A 19,500-nucleotide genomic window follows, 5' to 3' on the forward strand; every position below is an offset into this window, starting at 1 on the left:
CCTGTTTTATTCGCCGCGATAAACCGGCGTTCGTTTTTCTTTGAACGCGTTTATTCCTTCTAATCGATCCTGCGTCGGTATCGTTGCTTGATAGCACAATCGTTCTATATTCAGAGCTGTATCCAAATCACTTTGAGCCCCATACTGAATGGCTTTTTTAGCTTGTCTTAAGGCAATAGGGGCATTTTTCCCGATTGTAAACGCAAGCTTTTCTGTTTCCTCAGCAAGGACTTCAGGCGGAAAGGTATATTCGACAAGTCCGATGGAAAAAGCTTGCTTAGCTGTTACAGGCTTGGCTGTGAAAATCAATTCTTTCGCTTTGCCCAATCCGATTAAGCGGGACAATCGTTGTGTGCCTCCTGCACCGGGTATGATCCCTAAAGATGTTTCCGTCAATCCGAGTTTCGCCGATTCGTTCATCATACGGATGTCACAAGCTAAGGCGAGTTCCAGGCCGCCGCCAAACGCCACTCCGTTGATCATGGCAATCGTGGGCATCGGCAGCTTTTCAATCCGGGAAATCGTTTGGCCGATCCATTCCACTGTTTTGACTACCTCATGCTCACTCATCCCGGATCGCTCTTTCAAATCAGCTCCAGCACAAAATGCCTTTTCACCGCTCCCTGTAATAATCAAGGCGCGCAGCTGTTCATCCTTTTCAAGTTCATCGATTTTTACGTTAAGTGAGTCCAGCATATCACGAGACAACGCATTCGCAGCGTGCTCACGGTTCAATGTCAGTTTCATCGTATAATCTGATAGTCGTTCAAGTACGACATCCTCAACCGCCACTTTTCAACCCTCCGATTCACTGATTTCGATTTTGAATTTGCATGTGATGACTCGGCAAAGCTTTCCCCAGCTTAGACTGGATAAACCCGCCTGCCTCCATCAGCCCTTCCATGGAGATGCCTGTATCGAGTCCCATTTCATGAAACATGTGCACCAGGTCATCCGTAGCCAGGTTGCCCGAGGCGCCTTTAGCATAAGGACAGCCTCCCAGCCCGCCGAGCGCCCCGTCAAATGTCGTAATGCCATGTTCTAAGGAGACCAGTACATTAGCAAGGGCCATCCCGCGTGTGTTATGAAAATGCATGGCTAAATGATCAAATGAGAGTTCCTGTTGAATTTGCGAAAGTGCCGAATCTACCTGCTTAGGGTTGGCAACCCCTATCGTATCGCCTAACGATAATTCATCGATGCCCATGTTGAGTAACCGCTGACACACATCGATAACCTGCGAAACCGGAACGTGTCCTTCATATGGGCAGCCGAATACAGTCGAAACATAGCCGCGAACTGTTTTGCCGGCTTGTTTGGCTTCATCAACGACTTCCTGCAAGATGGGATACGTGTCTGCAATCGATTTATTAATATTTTTCCTGTTATGCGTATCACTTGCCGACATAAAGATAGACACTTCGTCGATATCGGCTTCAATCGCGCGCTCTAATCCCTTCATGTTGGGTGTTAAAGCCGCATACGTCACCCCCGGATACCGCTCGATCGACTCAGCTACCTCTTTGGCGTCTGCCAGCTGCGGAATCCATTTAGGGTGAACAAACGAACTGACTTCAATATAAGAATAACCTGAGCGTGACAGTTGATTGATCCAGGCAATTTTATCCGCCGTGCTCACGTTTTCCTGCTCGTTTTGCAGCCCGTCTCGCGGACCGACTTCTTTAATGGTCACGGCATTCGGTAAACTGTTCATGCTATCTCTCCTGTTTTATTCAATAATCGCAATTGTATCGCCTTCGTTGACGAAATCGCCTTCTTTCACTTTCAATTCTTTCAACGTTCCGTCCGATTCTGCCGGAAGCGGGATCTCCATTTTCATCGATTCTAAAATGACAATATCCTGACCGCTCGTCACCTGATCTCCTTCTAGAACGTTAATCTTCCAAACGCTTCCTGCCATTGATGCTGTTACTTCACTCATACCTTTTCCTCCTTTATTGATTCGTGATCGTAGGTAAATAGTAGTTTTCGATAAATGATGTTTGAGTGTGACCCGCTTTAAATTGCTCGTGGGTGATGATCCGTTTTAACATCATCAAGTTCGACTTGATGCCTTCGATTTCATAGCCGTGCAGCGCTTTTGTCATTTTTTCAATTGCTGCTTCCCTTGATTCAGCAGACACGACTAACTTAGCAATCATGGGGTCATAAAATGGCGTGACTTGGCTCGTTTCATTTACGGCCAATTCATGCCGGATTCCCTCACCTTCAGGCAATAAAAGTTTCGTTATCTGCCCAGGGGATGGAAAGAATGTATTCGGATCCTCTGCGTAAATCCTTACTTCAATCGCATGACCCTGAATACGTATATCATCTTGACGAAGGGACAGCTCTTCACCAGCAGCAATTCTTAATTGCTGCTCGACGAGATCCACCCCAGTAATTTCTTCTGTGACAGGATGCTCAACTTGCAATCTGGTATTCATCTCGATGAAATAGTATTGTTCATCCTCATCCACTAAAAACTCGATCGTGCCGGCATTGCTGTATCCCAAAGCGTGCACCGCTTTCAGTGCTGTTTCACCCATCTGCTTGCGAGTCTTTTCCTGCAAAAATGGCGAAGGGGCTTCCTCCACTACTTTTTGATGGCGGCGTTGAATCGAGCATTCCCGCTCAAATAAGTGGATAGCGTGACCATGTTCATCCGCCAGCACTTGAATTTCGATATGGCGCGGATTGGTAATGAGCTTCTCAACAAACAAGGCGCCATTGCCAAAAAAGGTTTGGGCACGTTTGGCATTACTTTCATACGCCTTGGCCAACTCTTCATCGTTATAGACGGCTTGCATGCCAATTCCGCCGCCCCCTGCTGCCGCTTTCACCATAATTGGATAACCATAATCCTGGGCGAACGCCTTCGCTTCCGCAATATCCTGAACGGCTTCTTCCGTTCCTGGCACCACCGGCACGCCTGCATCAGTCATGACGCGTCTTGCTTCAACTTTATCCCCCATCTTGGCCATAACGTCTGCCGATGGCCCAATAAACGCAATGCCTTCTTTGCGACAAGCTCGGGCAAATTCGGCATTTTCACTTAATAGTCCGTATCCTGGGTGAATCGCCTCTGCCCCTGTATCTTTGGCTGCTTTAATCAATTTGTCTATATTCAAATACGATTCATTCACGCGTGGCTTTCCGATTAAATAGCTTTCATCAGCTAACTGAACAAATGGCAATGCTTGATCTGCCTCAGAATAAACGGCCACTGTAGCAATACCGAGTTTCTGACATGTTCGGATCACCCTTGCTGCTATTTCCCCTCGATTGGCGATTAATACTTTGTTAAACACCGTTCACACTTCCCCCTTTAAAACTGATACCTATTGGTCGGATTGAATGAGCTGCAACGCGCTCTCACGCAGCTTGAATTTTTGAATTTTTCCGCTGGCCGTCATCGGATATTCATCTGTAAACCTGATGTATTTCGGTATTTTATGATGAGAAATCTGACCTTCACAAAAGGCACTGATCTCATCTTCAGAAGGAGATGTGCCTTCTTTGGGAATAATCCAGGCTAGAATTTCTTCCCCATACTTAGCATCGGGGACGCCGATGACTTGCACGTCTTGAATATCGGGGTGCTGATAAAGAAACTCTTCAATTTCCCTTGGGTAAATATTTTCGCCTCCGCGAATAATCATGTCTTTCATCCGACCGGTAATTTCGATATAGCCCGCTTCATCCATCACCGCTAAGTCACCGGTATGGAGCCATCCTTCGGCGTCAATTGCCGCTTGAGTCGCTTCTTCATTCTTGTAATACCCGGCCATGACGAGGTATCCGCGTGTACACAATTCCCCTGGGATACCTGCTTCCGCTTCGTTTCCTGTTGCCGGATCAACAACTTTAACTTCGACGTTAGGATGAGCTTTCCCCACTGTGCGGACTCTAGCTTCAATAGGGTCATCGGTTCGTGTCTGAGTGATCACGGGTGATGATTCTGTTTGACCATAGGCGATCGTGATTTCATTTGCCCCCATTTTATCCATGACACTTTTCATCACTTCCATCGGACACGTTGATCCTGCCATGATTCCGGTGCGCAAATGATCAGAGCTAAATTCGGCAAAATCTGGATCGTTCAATTCTGCGATAAACATGGTCGGCACGCCATGCAGACCTGTACATTGCTCATCCTGCACAGCTCTTAGCACTTTTTTCGCATCAAACTGCTCGAGTATCACCATAGTGGCCCCTTTTGAAACAGCAGCCATGGTACCGAGTACACACCCAAAACAGTGAAAGAAGGGAACAGGGATACAGAGACGGTCTTCTTGCGTCAATTTCATACAATCCGCCACTTGATTGCCGTTATTGACGATATTGTAGTGACTTAACATGACACCTTTAGGAAAACCTGTCGTGCCAGAGGTGTATTGCATGTTGATTACATCTTGATAAGAAAGCGCCGCATGTCGTTCCTGCAGCTGTGCATCCCTGACCTGTGATCCGTTTCTAATGATTTCCTGCCAGGTGAAGCACCCGTTATAGGCGTTGTCGCTTAAGACAATAATGTTTTTCAGCATGGGTAAGCGCTCACAATAAACATCGCCTTTAGCGGACGTCTCCATTTCAGGGCAGATTTCCTTTAGAATATCTATATACGATGCGCCTTTGAACGTTTCTGATAAAATGAGCGTCGTAGCATCGGACTGTTTTAGAAGGTATTCCAATTCCTGTGCCCGGTAATTAGTGTTCACCGTAACAAGTACCGCGCCCATTTTCCCCGTGGCAAACTGGGTTACGAGCCATTCTGGTTTATTATCCGACCAAATTGCGACATGTTCGCCTTTCTCAATGCCGAGCGCCATCAATCCTTTGGCTGCATCATCAGCCATATCATTGAACTCACGGTATGTTTTTCTTAAATTATGTTCAGGATAGACAAATGCTTCGTGATCTGGATATTTGTTCGCCTTATCTTCTAACAATTCACCTACTGTCATTTCTAATAAAGACATCACGAACCTCCTAAAAGTGGATTTAGCAACCTAATTGCCGTGCAATCACTAAGCGTTGGATTTCCGAAGTACCTTCTCCTATTTCAAGCAATTTGGCATCCCGTAAGTAACGCTCAACTTCATACTCCCGCATATAACCGTATCCCCCGTGAATCTGAATCGCCTGGTTGGCCGAACGAAAGGCCGTTTCTGAAGCAAATAATTTAGCATAAGCGGACTCTTTCGTAAACGGTTTGCCCTGGTCCTTTAACCAGGCTGCTTTCAACACCATGTTTCTGGCGAGCTCAACTTCCATGGCCATGTCAGCCAGCTTGAACTGAATCGCTTGGAAATTGGAGATTGCTTGCCCGAACTGCTTACGTTCCTTAGCGTACTCAAGCGCGCGATCCAGCGAGGCTTGAGCAATTCCGACAGCTAGTGACGCAATCGAAATTCTCCCGCCATCCAGCGTGTGAAGAAATTGCTTGAATCCGCCTTCAGGGTCGCCTAAAATGTTCTCTTTTGGAACTTTGACGTCTTCCAACACAATCTCTGACGTGTTAGAACCACGTACACCCATTTTGTCATAGTCACTCTTAATGCTCATTCCTGGAGTATCTTGCGGAATGATAAAAGCAGAAATGATGTTTTTGCCGTCTTCCCGCTTGCCTGATACGGCCGTAACGGTAATCGAGCGGGCATATTCCGCATTCGTAATCCAGCATTTCTCACCGTTAATGACGTAATGATCACCTTCGAGCTTTGCCGTGGTTTTCGTACCGCCTGCATCGGATCCTGCGTTGGGCTCGGTCAATCCAAACGATCCTAATGCTTCTCCTTTCGCCAAAGGCACGAGATATTCCTGTTTTTGTTCTTCGGTGCCGAAATAATAGAGCGGGCTAGCCCCAAGTGATACGGCAGCAGCATAACTCAACCCGGTAGAGCCGCAGACCCTGCCGATTTCTTCCGCTGCGAGCGCATAAGTGACCGTATCGCCTCCGGCTCCTCCATATTCTTCTGGAAATGGGATGCCCAGCAATCCGAGTTTACCCATTTCTTTAAAAATATCTTCGGGAAACTCGCCGTTTTTGTCGATATCAATTGCCCGGGGCTGGATGGTCTCGACCGCAAAATCACGCACCATTTTCCGTGTCATTTCCTGTTCTTTTGTCAATTCAAAGTTCATATAAATCCCCCTTTTATTGGCTTGAAACCGACTGGTTGGTCGGTATGAAGCATAAAAAATGAAAGCGGTTACGCATTCGAATAAAAAAAAGGTGTTTCCAATAACTGTTTTCGGTAACAATCCTCCTGTGGTTCTTGAACGGGCAGTAAAAAATGAAGGACAAGATCGACATACACGTCAGCGATTTCTTCAATCGAATATTCTCCATCACGCCGATACCACTTGTAAATCCAGTTGACCATACCAAGAATCGCCATCCCTGTTATGTCACACGGGAGCTCCTTGCGAAAATGGCCTTCCTGCTGCCCTTCCTTAATGACCTGGAAGATAAGCTCTTTGAATTCATCACGTTTCCGTTTGATTTGCTCTTCATATTCAGGCTTTAAATAGTTGCTCTCCTGATAGAACACCGAAATATGGGGTTTATAAAGATCAAACACCTTAACGAAAGCTCGTATGATGGATTGAATTTTATCAGTCGGTGACTGATAAATGTTGATTGCCTGCTTGGCCTCCTTCAGAACATATGTAATGAATGTATCATGGATGACAAAGAGCAATTCATCTTTTGAGGTGAAATGGTGATAAAAACCTCCTTTTGAGGTTTTGGCTTCGCGAACGAGTTGATTCACGGTCACCCCATGAAAGCCGTAATGATCAAACAAATCCAGTGAAGTCCGTATGATCGTATCCCTAAGGTCAGACACTTCCATCCACCATCTCCTTTTTCAATTCCAAGTTATCATAATAGTATCATATTTTTTGGAAAAGACAAATGATTACAGGAAAGCGATTTCATTTTTTGATACCCACGTATGAAACGACATATTTTGACGGAGCGTTCATGGCACGCCTCCCAGAAAACACAAAAATACCGAACATTTCAGCGAATCATTCGGCATTTTTGTGTTTTATTCTGTTTTTCTCAGCGTTCTTTTCAGCTGGCTGTCCTCTTATTGAATGATCAGTGATTACAGATCTTCTTCAGTTACTTGAAAAGGGGCTTCGTACTCCGGCTGCAGCCATGAATGGACGACCACTCCACTTGAGTCGACATCTAAAATATATGAGCCGTTACTATAGCGGTCGTTGGCTTTTAAGCTCATCGGCGCCACAGTTGCCAATTCGCCCTTTTCAGTTTTCAGCACGACCGTTTCGTTACGCGTGACCACATGCATATCCACAAGACGGTGCGGATGCTTTTTCAACTCTCTTAGCATCACGACGCCCCGCTTAGCCCGCGACGTTTGCTCGAATTCCTTCAACCTCATCCGTTTCACAGCACCACGGTGTGTCGTAATGACAATTGAAGGGTCAGCCAGATCATCGAACACTTGGCCGGATACCACATACTCATCCTCTTTCAATTGAATGGCTTTAACTCCGCCGGCACGCTGACCGACCGTATTGACTTCGCTTTCATGATACCAGAGACCAAACGCCTTGTTGGACGCAATAAATATATCTGAATGCCCAGAAGTCAAATGCACATCCACTACTTCATCGTCAGACTTCAATTTTATTGCCATTAACGGCTTAGAATTACGCTGGGCATAATAGGCAGCGAGTTCTGTTTTTTTGACTGTCCCTCTTTTCGTAAAGAACAATAAATAGCGCGACTCATCAAACTCGCGTATCGGAATGGCTTTCACTAAGCGCTCATCCTTATCGATCGGGATAAGGTTCGCCACATGCTGACCTAAGTCTTTCCACCTGATATCAGGGATTTCATGCACCGGTAAATATAAATAGTTCCCTTTATCCGTAAATAGCAGCAAGGTATCTGTCGTATTGATTTCAACTAGCCTCAACAGATGGTCGCCGTCTTTTATGGCGAAGCCCTCCCCGTTTGAAGCTGCGTACGACCTTAGGCTCGTCCTTTTAATATAGCCGTCTCGCGTAACAGAAAGCAGCACATCTTCACTGGCCACAGTCACTTCGAGGTCGACTTTCAATTCAGATATTTCTGCTTCGATTTCGGTTCGTCTCGGGTCTTGATACTGCTTCTTGATTTTGCGCAAATCCCGTTTGATCACCTTAAGCAATTCATTTTCATCACCAAGCAGTTTTTCTAAATAGGCGATGCGTTCTCTCAATTCTTCCGCTTCCTTTTCTAAGGCGGTAATGTCTGTGTTCGTCAAGCGGTACAATTGCAGCGTTACAATGGCCTCTGCTTGTTTTTCTGTAAATTCATACTGCTCAACGAGTCGGTTTTTCGCATCCTGTTTGTCCTGTGATGCTCTGATGGTTGCAATTACATCGTCAAGTATCGAAATAGCTTTAATTAAGCCTTCGACAATGTGGGCACGCTCCTGAGCTTTATTCAAATCATAGACCGATTGTCTCGTCACCACTTCTTTTTGATGCTCAACATAAGATTCTATCATCATCTTCAGATTCAACAGTTTAGGGGTCCGGCCATGAATCGCGACCATATTGAAGTGATACGTCACTTGCAGATCGGTATTTTTATACAAGTAATTCAGTACACCTTCGCTATTGGCATCTTTCTTCAACTCGATGACAATGCGCATGCCTGTCCGATCCGTCTCGTCTCTAACTTCAGCAATCCCTTCCACTTTGCGGTCTATGCGTAATTCGTCCATTTTCTTGACAAGGCTTGCTTTGTTGACCTCATACGGAATTTCATCAATAACAATCTGCGCTTTATTGCCGCGCAATTGCTCAATGTCAGCCCGACTTCTGACTACCACTTTTCCTTTTCCTGTCTCATAAGCACTCTTGATGCCGTCAACGCCCTGAATAATGCCACCTGTCGGAAAATCCGGACCCTTCATCTTCGTCATCAATTCATCAACCGATACATCAGGTTTATCAATACTCATGATCACGGCGTCAATGACTTCACTTATATTATGAGGCGGAATATCCGTCGCGTATCCGGCAGATATTCCCGTTGATCCATTGACGAGCAGATTAGGGAATTTAGCCGGTAAGACGACCGGTTCTTCGATGGTGTCATCGAAATTCGGTATAAAGTCGACCGTTTCTTTCTCTATGTTCTGGAGCAACTCGCTTGAGATGCTCGCGAGACGAGCTTCGGTATAACGCATGGCGGCAGGAGGATCGCCATCCACACTGCCATTGTTGCCGTGCATTTCTACCAATCCATGTCGTACTTTCCAATCCTGGCTTAACCGGACCATTGCGTCATAAACAGAGGTATCCCCGTGGGGGTGGTAGTTACCTATGACCGTTCCGACCGTTTTTGCCGATTTCCGGTACGGCTTTTCGTAGGTGTTACGTTCTTGATGCATGGCGTAAAGAATCCGCCGTTGTACAGGTTTAAGACCGTCACGAACGTCCGGGAGCGCCCGATCCTGGATGATATATTTACTATAACGGCCGAAGCGGTCCCCCATGACCTCTTCAAGCGGCAAGTCTAAATAACGTTCTTGTTCAGCCAAAAGCGCGTCCTCCTCTATGTCTGAATTTTATCGTTTTCTAGTATATTAGCTGCGTCTTCAAGTCCGAAAGCGACATGAGATTCTATCCACTTTCTCCGAGGCTCAACCTTATCGCCCATAAGCGTGGTGACACGACGCTCCGCTTGAGCCAAATCGTCAATCGTAACGCGGATCAACGTTCGTGTTTCCGGGCTCATGGTTGTCTCCCAGAGTTGTTCAGCATTCATTTCGCCTAACCCTTTGTATCTCTGAACGGCATAGCCGTTTTTAAATCGTTGGCACGCTTCTTTCATGCCTTCATCATCCCAGGCGTATTCAGATTGCTCCTTTTTTCCTTTACCTTTGGAAATTTTGTAAAGAGGCGGCAGAGCGATGAATACACGACCTTCTTCAACCAGTGGTCTCATATACCGGTAAAAAAAGGTGAGCAGCAATACCTGGATGTGAGCGCCATCCGTATCGGCATCCGTCATAATGATGATTTTGCTATAATTGCAATCTTCAAGGTTAAAGTCACCGCCGACACCCGCTCCAATCGTATGGATAATGGTCGAAATTTCTTCGTTTTTAAATATATCGGCAAGTTTCGCTTTTTCTGTATTGATGACCTTCCCTCTAAGCGGCAGCACAGCCTGAAACTTGCGGTCACGGCCTTGTTTGGCAGACCCTCCCGCCGAGTCGCCCTCTACGAGATACAACTCATTCTTTTTGGAGTCCTTTGACTGGGCAGGTGTCAATTTGCCGCTTAACATCGTATCCTTACGTTTCTTTTTCTTTCCTGTACGCGCTTCTTCCCGAGCTTTACGGGCAGCATCGCGTGCTTCTTTCGCTTTGATGGCTTTTCGGATCAACATCCCAGCGATATCCGGGTTTTCTTCAAGAAAATAAGAAAGTTGTTCGGAAACAATCGAATCTACAGCCGATCTGGCTTCTGACGTACCAAGCTTACTCTTGGTCTGTCCCTCAAACTGCAGTAAATCCTCTGGAATTCGCACCGAGATGATAGCCGTAAAACCTTCTCGTATATCACTACCATCAAGGTTTTTATCTTTTTCCTTCAATTGGGCCGTTTTCCTAGCGTAATCATTAAAAACACGCGTGATGGCTGTTTTGGAACCAGATTCATGCGTGCCGCCGTCTTTCGTTCTGACATTATTGACGAAGGAAAGCATGCTCTCGGCAAATCCATCGTTGAACTGAAAAGCAAAATCGACTTCAATACCAGCATGGTTCCCCTCAAACGACACAACAGGATGAAGCGTGTCTTTTTCTTCATTCAAATAACTGACAAAGGATTCGATGCCGTCATCGTATTTGAAACTGTCGTGCAGGTTTTCCCGTTCATCCGTCAGCTTAATTTCAAATCCTTTCAGCAAAAATGCAGCTTCCCGCAATCGTTCTGACAAGGTTTCAAAATTAAAGGTGATCATAGAAAAGATAGCCGGATCAGGTTTGAAGCGTATCGTCGTGCCTGATTTACGAGTCGTGCCGATTTGGTCGAGTGACGTAACAGGCACACCGCCATTCTCAAACCGCTGTTTAAATATGTGCCCGTCACGATAAATGGTGACTTCCAGCCATTCGGATAAAGCATTGACCACAGACGCGCCGACACCGTGAAGACCGCCGCTCGACTTATAACCGCCCTGGCCGAATTTTCCTCCTGCGTGCAATACAGTTAAAATGACTTCCGGTGTTGGTTTGCCAGAGCTATGGATCCCCGTGGGCATTCCGCGCCCCTCGTCCTTGATTGATACGCTGCCATCTTTATGGACCACCACAGATAGACTGGATCCGTAACCGGCTAGCGCTTCATCTACGGCGTTATCGACAATTTCAAAAATAAGATGGTGCAGCCCGCGATGATCAGTCGACCCGATATACATCCCGGGACGTTTTCTAACGGCCTCAAGCCCTTCAAGTACCTGGATAGAATCATCAGAATAATATTGCTCAGTTAGCTTTGCCATCTTCGCCTCTATCTCCTTTCAAATACGACACATTCTACTCTCTATATTAGAACGAATGTTCGTATATGTAAACGTTCCATCATAATCGTCGCTTGTCTTATTTTAGCTTGTTTATAGGATTTAGCAAATATACAGTTCAGACCCACATGAAAAAATCCCTGTCATGACAGGGATTTTACCTTGAAATTCATTTTACATCTAAAACGGAATGAGCAACTTTAATGCACATGTCCATGACTACAATCATACCAGAGTCCTGTAAATTTGCCCAGGCTTCTTCATTGCTCACGCCTTGCTGAGCCCAAAACATTTTGGCATCGATCGCTTTAGCTTCATTAGCAATCTCCGGCAGGAATTCTGAGCGTCGGAAAACATTGATAATATCGATCGGGTCCTCGACGTCCAACAAACTGAGATAAGCGCGCTGCCCGAGCACTTGATCAACGTTGGGGTTAACAGGAATGATGCGATAACCTGCCTCCTGCATCGCCTTTGATATCTGATAGGATGTCCGATGTGGTTTATCGGACAACCCGATAACCGCGATGATTTTAGATGCCTGCAGCCCGTTTCGGATTGTGTTCTTATCGGGATTCTGAATGTGCATAACCTGCCTCCTATCCTTCAATTAAGCCTTCTTCTACAAGGTATTCACGTGCAATGTCTTCAGGATCTTCATCTTCATAATCAGCCTGGTAATTCATTGCCCTCATCTCGTCACCGGATATTTTTCCACCCAATTGATTCAAAATCTCTTTTAATTCTGGATGTTCATCCAACGTTTCCTGACGCATCAACGGTGCACCCTGGTATGGCGGGAACAAGTTTTTAGGATCATCTAACACGGTCAGATTCAGTTCATTCATGTAACTGGCCGTGGCATAAGCATCAATGATATCCACGTTGCCTTTTTCAATTGCCCCTTGACGAAGGCCAGGATCCATCGTTTCTACCGTACCTAACTCGATATTGTATAATTCTTTCATACCTTGGTAACCATCTTCGCGATCGCGGAACTCCAACGTAAATCCGGCTGTCACTTGATCTTGAATAGTCTGTAAATCACCGATTGATTGTAAATTGTACTGCTCTGCGAACTTCTGGGTAGTAGCTATGGCATACGTGTTGTTAAATTCCATTGGTTCAAGATAGGCCATATTGTATTCCGCTTGCATCCCCTCTTGTGCTTGTTGATAAACAGCCTGCGATTCATTGCTATCTGCCTGTTCTTCTAATAATGTAACCAAAGCCGTACCCGTAAATTCAGGGTAAATGTCAATGCTCCCCTGCTGAAGGGCGCTGAACACGAGATCGGTCTTCCCGAGATTCGGCTCTAAGCTCACCGTTAAGTCAGATTCTTCTTCGATCAACAACTTGTACATGTTGATCAAAATTGTGGGTTCTGAACCTAGTTTGGCCCCCAGTACGAGATCAGCTCGTTTTTCGCCTTGAAAAGCCAAAGGACCGACAGCAATCAAGGCCGCAATTACAAGCAGCGATACGAGGGATCGAAAACCTGATTTAGCAGATGTCCGTTCAAACATACGCAAAATCACATCCAGCAGAATCGCCAATAAAGCAGCCGGTATCGCGCCCAGTATAATCAAATTGATATCGCCGCCGCGGTCAAGTCCTAATAGAATTAATTCACCTAATCCACCGGCACCTATCAAGGCTGCAATGGTCGTCGTCCCAACAATCAACACCATAGAGGTGCGGATCCCTGCCATAATGACAGGCATGGCGATCGGCAGCTCTACTTTGGATAGCCTGCGAAACGAGTTCATTCCCATACCGGTCGCTGCTTCCTTCAAAGCAGGATCCACCTCTTTGATCCCTGTATATGTGTTTCTTAAGATCGGAAGCAACCCATAAGCTGTAAGGGCAATAACAGCCGGTGTTTGACCGATTCCGAAAAACGGGATTAAAAAGGCCAGGACAGCTAAGCTCGGAATGGTTTGCGTGATAGCGGCCACACCTATAATCGGCTCGGCAACCCGTTGATAGCGTGTCAGCACAAGCGCTACAGGAACGGATATCAACGTTGCGATCACCAGCGCAATAATGGAGATTTGAAAATGCTCCCATATTTTCACCATGAGCTCACTTTGTCTTGCTTCAAACACTTGCATAAACGCACTCATGAGCTCACCACCCCATTGTCTGTTTTCATGTTCGCTTTGAGATGGCGGAGAATATCTTTATAGGAGAGTGTTCCGATCAACGTCTCGCCTTTGACCACGGGTAATAGAAAAAAATCTTGCTGCTCAAACACATCGGCTGCTTCTTTCAATGTCATATCATTTGAAAGGGAAGGCAATTCGATCATTTGTCCGTCTTGAATCGCGCCTGCATATTGCTGCTGTTCATTCCTCAGAACAAACAGCCCTGTGCTCGGATACGCAGCTTCCTCGCCTTCTTTTTGCGTTAAAATCCGGTCCTCCGTTTGATCGACCATGACATCTACTGCTGTCTGCCATGGTGATTTCCGTTCACCGATAAAATCTTTCACAAACGCATTAGCTGGCTGCAGGATTAAATTTTGCGGGGTGTCCAATTGTAAGATTTCCCCTTCCCGCATTAAACAGACACGGTCCCCTAAGGCAAGCGCTTCATCCATATCATGCGTAACGAACACGATTGTCTTTTTAATCTTTTGCTGCAAGTCTCGAATATCGCTTTGCAGCTGTTCCCTACTGATCGGGTCGAGCGCACTGAACGGTTCATCCATTAAAATGATATCGGGGTCCGCTGCCAGGGCTCTAATAACGCCGACACGTTGCTGCTGCCCACCCGATAATTCACTCGGTTTTCGCTTCCTATGGGTATCCGGCTCAAGCCCAACCATCTCCATCAGGTGATCGATCCGTTCTGAAAGCTCTTTTTTCTTCCATTTCTTCATTTCCGGAACAATCGAAATATTTTCTTCTACTGTCATATGCGGAAATAGAGCAATTTCCTGTAATACATATCCGATGTTCCAACGCAGTTCATGGATGCTGTATTCCCTTATATCTTTATTATGTATCGAAATGGTGCCGTCCGATGGTTCAATCAATCGGTTCACCATTTTCATCAACGTCGTTTTACCACAGCCACTGGGGCCGATTAAGGTCAGCATTTCACCTTCTCGGACCTGTAAATCAATGTGTTTCAAAGCCTCTGTCCCATCTGGAAATGTTTTCGAAATATCAGCAAACGTGATCATCTTCTTCCTCCTGTTCTTGCCAAACTAACACTCTATACCCCTTATATGGCGTTTAAAAACTCTTAGGAACGCACGCTGATAGGATGAATCCGCCCGGTTAGACCGAACGGACTGATTAGACCTTATTCAGCAAAAAACGTCTCGATGTTTTGGAAAGTCTCGTGTTGGCCAAATCCTTTGCTCCACGTAGCCAGGCCTTGTAAATCATATTGTTTCATCATATTTACCCGCGACTCTATAGATCGGGCGTCTTCCAGCCACATTTGATAGCGCGTGCCATTTTCCTCATGCTCCACGTAATGCTGACCTGTCGTTTCATCAAATTGCTTGGTCACATCATGCTCCTTCATCCATTGTTCAGCCTCTTGCATCGACATCGACTGAGAACTGACTTGCGGGGGGCCGTTTTGTGATTCGTCGATGGTCCATAGGCGCGTGTAAAGAGGTGCACCCAGCACAAGTTTCTCGTTCGGTATGACATCGAGAATCCTCTGAAGGTTGTTTTCCACCCACGGAAGACTGGCTACACTACCCGCTTCTGAGGCGTTCGCCCAATGTTCATCATAAGCCATGACCATCACATAGTCCGCGACCTCGGCTATTTCTTTCCGTTCGTAAAATCCAGACCATTGCCCGCTAGCGGAAATGAACGTCGTATCCACTGAGATAACCAGCCCCGCATCATGGGCTAATGGGGTCAATTCTCGCAAAAATTGTGTGACATAACGCCCATCTTCTTGATAAACATTCTCAAAATCAATATTGATGCCATCTAAATTATACGTCTCAGCATACGCCAACAATTGTTGAATCATATGCTTCCGCTTCTGGTATTGATCGATTACAGCGGTGGTCAAATCGGGGTCGAAATCATTCGAGAAAAGCGCCCAAACGTGATCCCCGTTATCATGGGCAGACTTTACATAGCGTTTGGATGCTATGTCGGCCACGTTCCCTTGTTCATTTGCTAACGTAAACCAGGTAGGGGCAAACACATCAACACCAGGCAAATCGTTCACTTCATCCGGATTAGCATCAGGCTGGTAGATTGCATCCCATGTCATGTGGAAAGGTTCATTGAACGTGGTGACCTCCTGCTGTTTAGCGTTACTTTTGTTGTTCACCGAAATTTTCTGGGTATCCGTCTGCATGACTGCATTTGTGGGGATATACCCAGCGACACCTGATGCGGTCACGATGTGGTAATAGCTGTCCTTTTGCCCTGAAATGAATAGCGTCGTTCCAGTCTCGAGTTCCTTGTAATAAGGCGAAGAGACTGTCGGCTGTTCGCGTAGTTTGCGGTGGACCGCCTGTACGTCTTCTTTAATTATCCCTTTTTGCCGTTCGTACCCATCAGAAAACAGATGAATGACCTCTGTTTGTTGATTAGTCTTCAGTTGAAGGTCATACACGTCCGAAATCCAATCGAGGGCAATCATCTTAGTCTCACCATTAGTTTTCACAGCTGGGTATGCCAGCTTGCGAGCTTCATGATCTTTGTAAAACTGCCGGTCATTTAACGGAGCCTGATACACCGCTTGCTCTCGCGTAACGATGACAGAAGAAGAAGCTTGATCATACAAAATAGTTGAATCTATCTGATTCTGAACGAACGAAAAGGGCACATACGTCTGCTCTCCCGCTTTATGTACATCAACAGCCTCTGTTTGTTCATCATTATATAGAATGGAGTACGCATCTGGAAAATATTCAATCTGTTCATTTGAAGCAAACGGATATCTCAATAAAAACACAATTCCGCCTGCTATGAGAAACAAAACAAAAACGGAAATAAGCACCTTGCGTTGTTTTCTTGCGGCCGCGATCATAATCCCTCCCTTTCGTATCTTATCGAATTTAGCACGCAATGAAAAACGATATCAAAGAAAAATGAACATACGCGTTCTTATGAAGAATGGTTCATGATAGAATAAGATAAAGGAACTGACGTTGAAGGAGTTTTTATCCATGACTTATATTATTTTTGCTATTGTTGCTTATCTCATAGGCTCCATCCCATCAGGTCTGCTGGTAGGAAAATTAGCATATGGAATTGATATCCGCGAGCATGGAAGCGGTAATTTAGGCGGCACTAATACATTCCGGGTTCTCGGAATAAAGGCAGGCTTGATTGTCACCAGTTCCGATATTCTGAAAGGAACGCTTGCAACTGTCTTTCCGTTACTCTTCGGAGCCGATGTTTACTTACTCATCATCGGGCTATTCGCTGTAGTCGGGCATATGTATCCTGTCTTCGCAAACTTTAAAGGAGGCAAAGCGGTTGCCACATCAGGAGGCGTCATATTAGGCGTAAGCCCTTTATTGTTCGCCATTATGCTGACAACCTTCTTCCTGATGCTGTACGTGTCCAAATATGTATCACTGTCTTCTATGGTAACCGGGCTTGTCACCATCGTAGTGACCCTTATCCAACAAAATTATGGTTTAACGCTTGTGCTATCATTGATGACGGCTATCGTCATTTATCGTCACCGCACAAATATTAAACGCATTGTAAATAAGACCGAACCGAAAATCACATGGATGTAAAAGGAAGACGGGCACATCCAGCCTGTCTTTTTTGATTGAGCTCGCCATTAGAGAGTGCCATCCAACGATCACAGATATGGATTGCGATAATGCACGAAAACGTCGTGCCCAAATTCCGTTCGCTCACCTTTTTCAGCATGTTTCGTCACCAATCGTTTACACTACCTATAACGTTAAATAAAAACATATATTATGGTCGGATCACTGAGAGCATAAAATTGTATATCTCTTATAGCATGTTGTATACTTTGAAATATCGCCTGATGCTATCGAATCGGCTTGAAAGGAGTCTTAGCTATGAATAAAACTGAATTGCACAACAACAAACAACTCCCCCCTAAAAAAGAACGTCATAAGAGGTTCGGTTCAGTAGACCCGGGTCCACGTACCAAACCTTCCGATAAAGACGATATGGCGGATTTACAAAATGCACAAATGGATTTTTTCTTTAATATAGATGCAGTCGGCATTTCTAATGTCAAACATCCCATTACGATCGGAAGCCAGATGACACCGGAAATTCAGACAACCATCGGCACATTCGAGTTCACCTCGTCGATTGGCCAAGGCAGTAAAGGGACGAATATGAGCCGTTTCACAGAGCAATTGGACAAATACCATAATGAAGGTTTTGCCCTTGATATCGTCACGTTGAAATCATTTACGCAAGAATTGGCTGAACGATTAAAACAAAAGGACGCGGAAGTGACCGTCTCTTTCCCCTGGTTCTTTGAACGTAAAGGGCCGTATTCAGATTTGGCCGGCATGAATCATGCCGATGCTACGATGAACGTGAAATATCATGAAGAAGAAGGTTTTGATCTCAACGTGTCACTGGCTGGGAGAATTACGACCCTATGCCCATGCTCGAAAGAAATAAGTGAATACAGCGCTCACAACCAACGGGGCATGGTCACAATGGATGTCAAACTGGCCGATGACTATAATGAAAACGATCTGGATTGGAAAAAAGCGCTGCTTGAAGCGGCTGAAAGCAATGCCAGCGCTCGTATTCATCCGGTCTTAAAACGCCCTGACGAGAAAATGGTCACAGAGCAAGCTTACGAGAACCCGCGATTTGTCGAGGATATTGTCCGGCTCGTTGCTGCTGACTTATATGAGTTTGACTTTGTGGAAAAATTCCAAGTCACGTGTCGTAACGAAGAATCCATTCATTTACACGATGCTGTGGCCTCTTTAAGTTACGATAAAAGTCAAGAAAGGTAAGAGGAGGATGAGGCGTGAAACAACTGGTCATTTTATTGATACAGTTTTATCGAAAAGCAATCAGCCCCTTCACGCCGCCTAGCTGCCGCTTCCAACCTACGTGTTCAGAGTACGGCCTTATAGCAGTGCGACGCTTCGGATTTTTCAAGGGCATATATTTGTTCATCAAACGTATCGTCAAGTGTCACCCTTTTCATCGCGGCGGTTTTGACCCCGTACCGGATTACAAGCAATCGAAGCACAGGACGTTTAATCGATGAACGTTAAGGTAACACACTCAGTAGAGAAACACTGCTAAATCGGTCGCAGCAATGACCATAGTAACGGTTAGGAGTGAGACGATGAATCTGACGATAACGGATCAAGCTTTACAATGGTTCAAAGATGAATTAAACCCCCAACAACCGACCGGAGTCCGCTTTTACGTGCGTTATGGTGGCAGCGGGGGTCTAAAATCGGGATTTTCATTAGGCATCATGCTCGATGAACCTCATGAACCAGCTGTAGAAGTCTCGCAAGATGAGGTTTACTTCTTTATCGAATCGAAAGATATTTGGTATTTTGATGATTATGATATGCATGTTGTGTATAATGACACCTTAGAAGAACCTGACTTTGAATATAATGCGTAGCAATGGTAATAATCTAGATCCTATGTGTATGTGAGTTTGGGTTGGCTGGGAAATAACTCGCTTTCCTGTGGGGAACGATAAGCCTCCTCAGTCGTTAACACTCCTTGCGGGGTCTCCCCTAGTTCCTTCTCCCACGGGAGTCTCGTCATTTCCCAGCCAACCCATTTCATTTTAGTGAACGGACCCTACTACAGAAAAAGCTTACGCAACTTGTATAGAGGACCATGTTGCTTACACCCAGTAAACACCTCCCTTATAGAACATCGCAGCAGAAGTTAATTAGTTCACCCCATACAGCGGTTAAATGAGACAGGAACGACGTGATACACTGTTGACTA

17 protein-coding genes are annotated in these 19,500 nt (G+C 45.5%); 4 read left to right on the forward strand and 13 right to left on the reverse strand.

Going from position 1 to position 19,500, the window contains the following annotated elements:
• Positions 1–6 precede the first annotated feature (6 nt).
• From HOP45_RS07595 to HOP45_RS07655, 13 genes are all read right to left on the reverse strand, one after another.
• Entirely contained in the window at positions 7–747 is a 741-nt protein-coding gene (locus tag HOP45_RS07595; RefSeq protein WP_181348889.1) for an enoyl-CoA hydratase-related protein, read from the reverse strand.
• 61 nt (positions 748–808) lie between these two features.
• On the reverse strand, positions 809–1,714 hold the full coding sequence (locus HOP45_RS07600; RefSeq protein WP_181348518.1) for a hydroxymethylglutaryl-CoA lyase: 906 nt from the start codon (positions 1,712–1,714) through the stop codon (positions 809–811).
• 15 nt (positions 1,715–1,729) lie between these two features.
• Positions 1,730–1,942, reverse strand: a complete 213-nt coding sequence (locus tag HOP45_RS07605) for an acetyl-CoA carboxylase biotin carboxyl carrier protein subunit (RefSeq protein ID WP_181348521.1) — start codon at positions 1,940–1,942, stop codon at positions 1,730–1,732.
• A gap of 13 nt (positions 1,943–1,955) precedes the next feature.
• On the reverse strand, positions 1,956–3,311 hold the full coding sequence (locus HOP45_RS07610) for an acetyl-CoA carboxylase biotin carboxylase subunit (RefSeq protein ID WP_181348523.1): 1,356 nt from the start codon (positions 3,309–3,311) through the stop codon (positions 1,956–1,958).
• Between the two features lie 30 nt (positions 3,312–3,341).
• A complete protein-coding gene (locus tag HOP45_RS07615; protein ID WP_181348526.1) occupies positions 3,342–4,982 on the reverse strand; it encodes an AMP-binding protein in 1,641 nt (546 codons plus the stop codon).
• A 22-nt stretch (positions 4,983–5,004) separates the two neighbouring features.
• Positions 5,005–6,147 carry an acyl-CoA dehydrogenase gene (locus tag HOP45_RS07620; RefSeq protein ID WP_181348529.1) on the reverse strand — a complete coding sequence of 381 codons (1,143 nt, stop codon included), beginning with the start codon at positions 6,145–6,147 and terminating at the stop codon, positions 5,005–5,007.
• Between the two features lie 68 nt (positions 6,148–6,215).
• Positions 6,216–6,860, reverse strand: coding sequence for a TetR/AcrR family transcriptional regulator (locus HOP45_RS07625; RefSeq protein WP_181348531.1), 645 nt, complete (start codon positions 6,858–6,860; stop codon positions 6,216–6,218).
• Between the two features lie 258 nt (positions 6,861–7,118).
• Positions 7,119–9,575 (reverse strand): DNA topoisomerase IV subunit A, encoded by a 2,457-nt coding sequence (gene parC / locus HOP45_RS07630; protein WP_181348532.1) that lies wholly within the window; start codon positions 9,573–9,575, stop codon positions 7,119–7,121.
• Positions 9,576–9,589: 14 nt separating this feature from the next.
• Complete coding sequence (gene parE, locus HOP45_RS07635; protein WP_181348534.1) at positions 9,590–11,545, reverse strand: DNA topoisomerase IV subunit B; 1,956 nt, start codon at positions 11,543–11,545, stop codon at positions 9,590–9,592.
• 187 nt (positions 11,546–11,732) lie between these two features.
• On the reverse strand, positions 11,733–12,146 hold the full coding sequence (locus HOP45_RS07640; RefSeq protein ID WP_181348890.1) for a CoA-binding protein: 414 nt from the start codon (positions 12,144–12,146) through the stop codon (positions 11,733–11,735).
• Between the two features lie 16 nt (positions 12,147–12,162).
• On the reverse strand, positions 12,163–13,689 hold the full coding sequence (locus HOP45_RS07645; protein ID WP_181348536.1) for an ABC transporter permease/substrate-binding protein: 1,527 nt from the start codon (positions 13,687–13,689) through the stop codon (positions 12,163–12,165).
• A complete protein-coding gene (locus tag HOP45_RS07650; RefSeq protein WP_181348537.1) occupies positions 13,686–14,753 on the reverse strand; it encodes an ABC transporter ATP-binding protein in 1,068 nt (355 codons plus the stop codon). Before HOP45_RS07650 ends, HOP45_RS07645 begins: the two co-directional genes overlap by 4 nt.
• A 122-nt stretch (positions 14,754–14,875) precedes the next feature.
• Entirely contained in the window at positions 14,876–16,582 is a 1,707-nt protein-coding gene (locus HOP45_RS07655; RefSeq protein WP_181348539.1) for a glycosyl hydrolase family 18 protein, read from the reverse strand.
• 139 nt (positions 16,583–16,721) lie between these two features.
• Between HOP45_RS07655 and plsY the strand changes: the two genes are divergently transcribed.
• From plsY to HOP45_RS07675, 4 genes are all read left to right on the forward strand, one after another.
• Positions 16,722–17,303 (forward strand): glycerol-3-phosphate 1-O-acyltransferase PlsY, encoded by a 582-nt coding sequence (plsY, locus tag HOP45_RS07660; RefSeq protein WP_181348541.1) that lies wholly within the window; start codon positions 16,722–16,724, stop codon positions 17,301–17,303.
• 297 nt (positions 17,304–17,600) lie between these two features.
• A complete protein-coding gene (gene folE2 / locus HOP45_RS07665) occupies positions 17,601–18,530 on the forward strand; it encodes a GTP cyclohydrolase FolE2 (RefSeq protein ID WP_181348542.1) in 930 nt (309 codons plus the stop codon).
• A 14-nt stretch (positions 18,531–18,544) separates the two neighbouring features.
• Positions 18,545–18,790, forward strand: coding sequence for a membrane protein insertion efficiency factor YidD (gene yidD / locus HOP45_RS07670; RefSeq protein WP_181348544.1), 246 nt, complete (start codon positions 18,545–18,547; stop codon positions 18,788–18,790).
• Between the two features lie 81 nt (positions 18,791–18,871).
• Positions 18,872–19,162, forward strand: a complete 291-nt coding sequence (locus tag HOP45_RS07675; protein ID WP_181348546.1) for a HesB/YadR/YfhF family protein — start codon at positions 18,872–18,874, stop codon at positions 19,160–19,162.
• Positions 19,163–19,500: the final 338 nt, after the last annotated feature.

The organism is Thalassobacillus sp. CUG 92003 (assembly GCF_013618635.1).
In the GTDB taxonomy this organism is placed as follows: Bacteria; Bacillota; Bacilli; order Bacillales; family Halobacillaceae; genus CUG-92003.

Bases quoted from the DNA above. Each gene is read 5' to 3' on its own strand.
- HOP45_RS07595 (WP_181348889.1), bottom strand. From the start codon at position 747: ATGAAACTGACATTGAACCGTGAGCACGCTGCGAATGCGTTGTCTCGT.
- HOP45_RS07600 (WP_181348518.1), bottom strand. From the start codon at position 1,714: ATGAACAGTTTACCGAATGCCGTGACCATTAAAGAAGTCGGTCCGCGA.
- HOP45_RS07605 (WP_181348521.1), bottom strand. From the start codon at position 1,942: ATGAGTGAAGTAACAGCATCAATGGCAGGAAGCGTTTGGAAGATTAAC.
- HOP45_RS07615 (WP_181348526.1), bottom strand. From the start codon at position 4,982: ATGTCTTTATTAGAAATGACAGTAGGTGAATTGTTAGAAGATAAGGCG.
- HOP45_RS07620 (WP_181348529.1), bottom strand. From the start codon at position 6,147: ATGAACTTTGAATTGACAAAAGAACAGGAAATGACACGGAAAATGGTG.
- HOP45_RS07625 (WP_181348531.1), bottom strand. From the start codon at position 6,860: ATGGAAGTGTCTGACCTTAGGGATACGATCATACGGACTTCACTGGAT.
- parE (WP_181348534.1), bottom strand. From the start codon at position 11,545: ATGGCAAAGCTAACTGAGCAATATTATTCTGATGATTCTATCCAGGTA.
- HOP45_RS07645 (WP_181348536.1), bottom strand. From the start codon at position 13,689: ATGAGTGCGTTTATGCAAGTGTTTGAAGCAAGACAAAGTGAGCTCATG.
- HOP45_RS07650 (WP_181348537.1), bottom strand. From the start codon at position 14,753: ATGATCACGTTTGCTGATATTTCGAAAACATTTCCAGATGGGACAGAG.
- HOP45_RS07655 (WP_181348539.1), bottom strand. From the start codon at position 16,582: ATGATCGCGGCCGCAAGAAAACAACGCAAGGTGCTTATTTCCGTTTTT.
- plsY (WP_181348541.1), top strand. From the start codon at position 16,722: ATGACTTATATTATTTTTGCTATTGTTGCTTATCTCATAGGCTCCATC.
- folE2 (WP_181348542.1), top strand. From the start codon at position 17,601: ATGAATAAAACTGAATTGCACAACAACAAACAACTCCCCCCTAAAAAA.
- HOP45_RS07675 (WP_181348546.1), top strand. From the start codon at position 18,872: ATGAATCTGACGATAACGGATCAAGCTTTACAATGGTTCAAAGATGAA.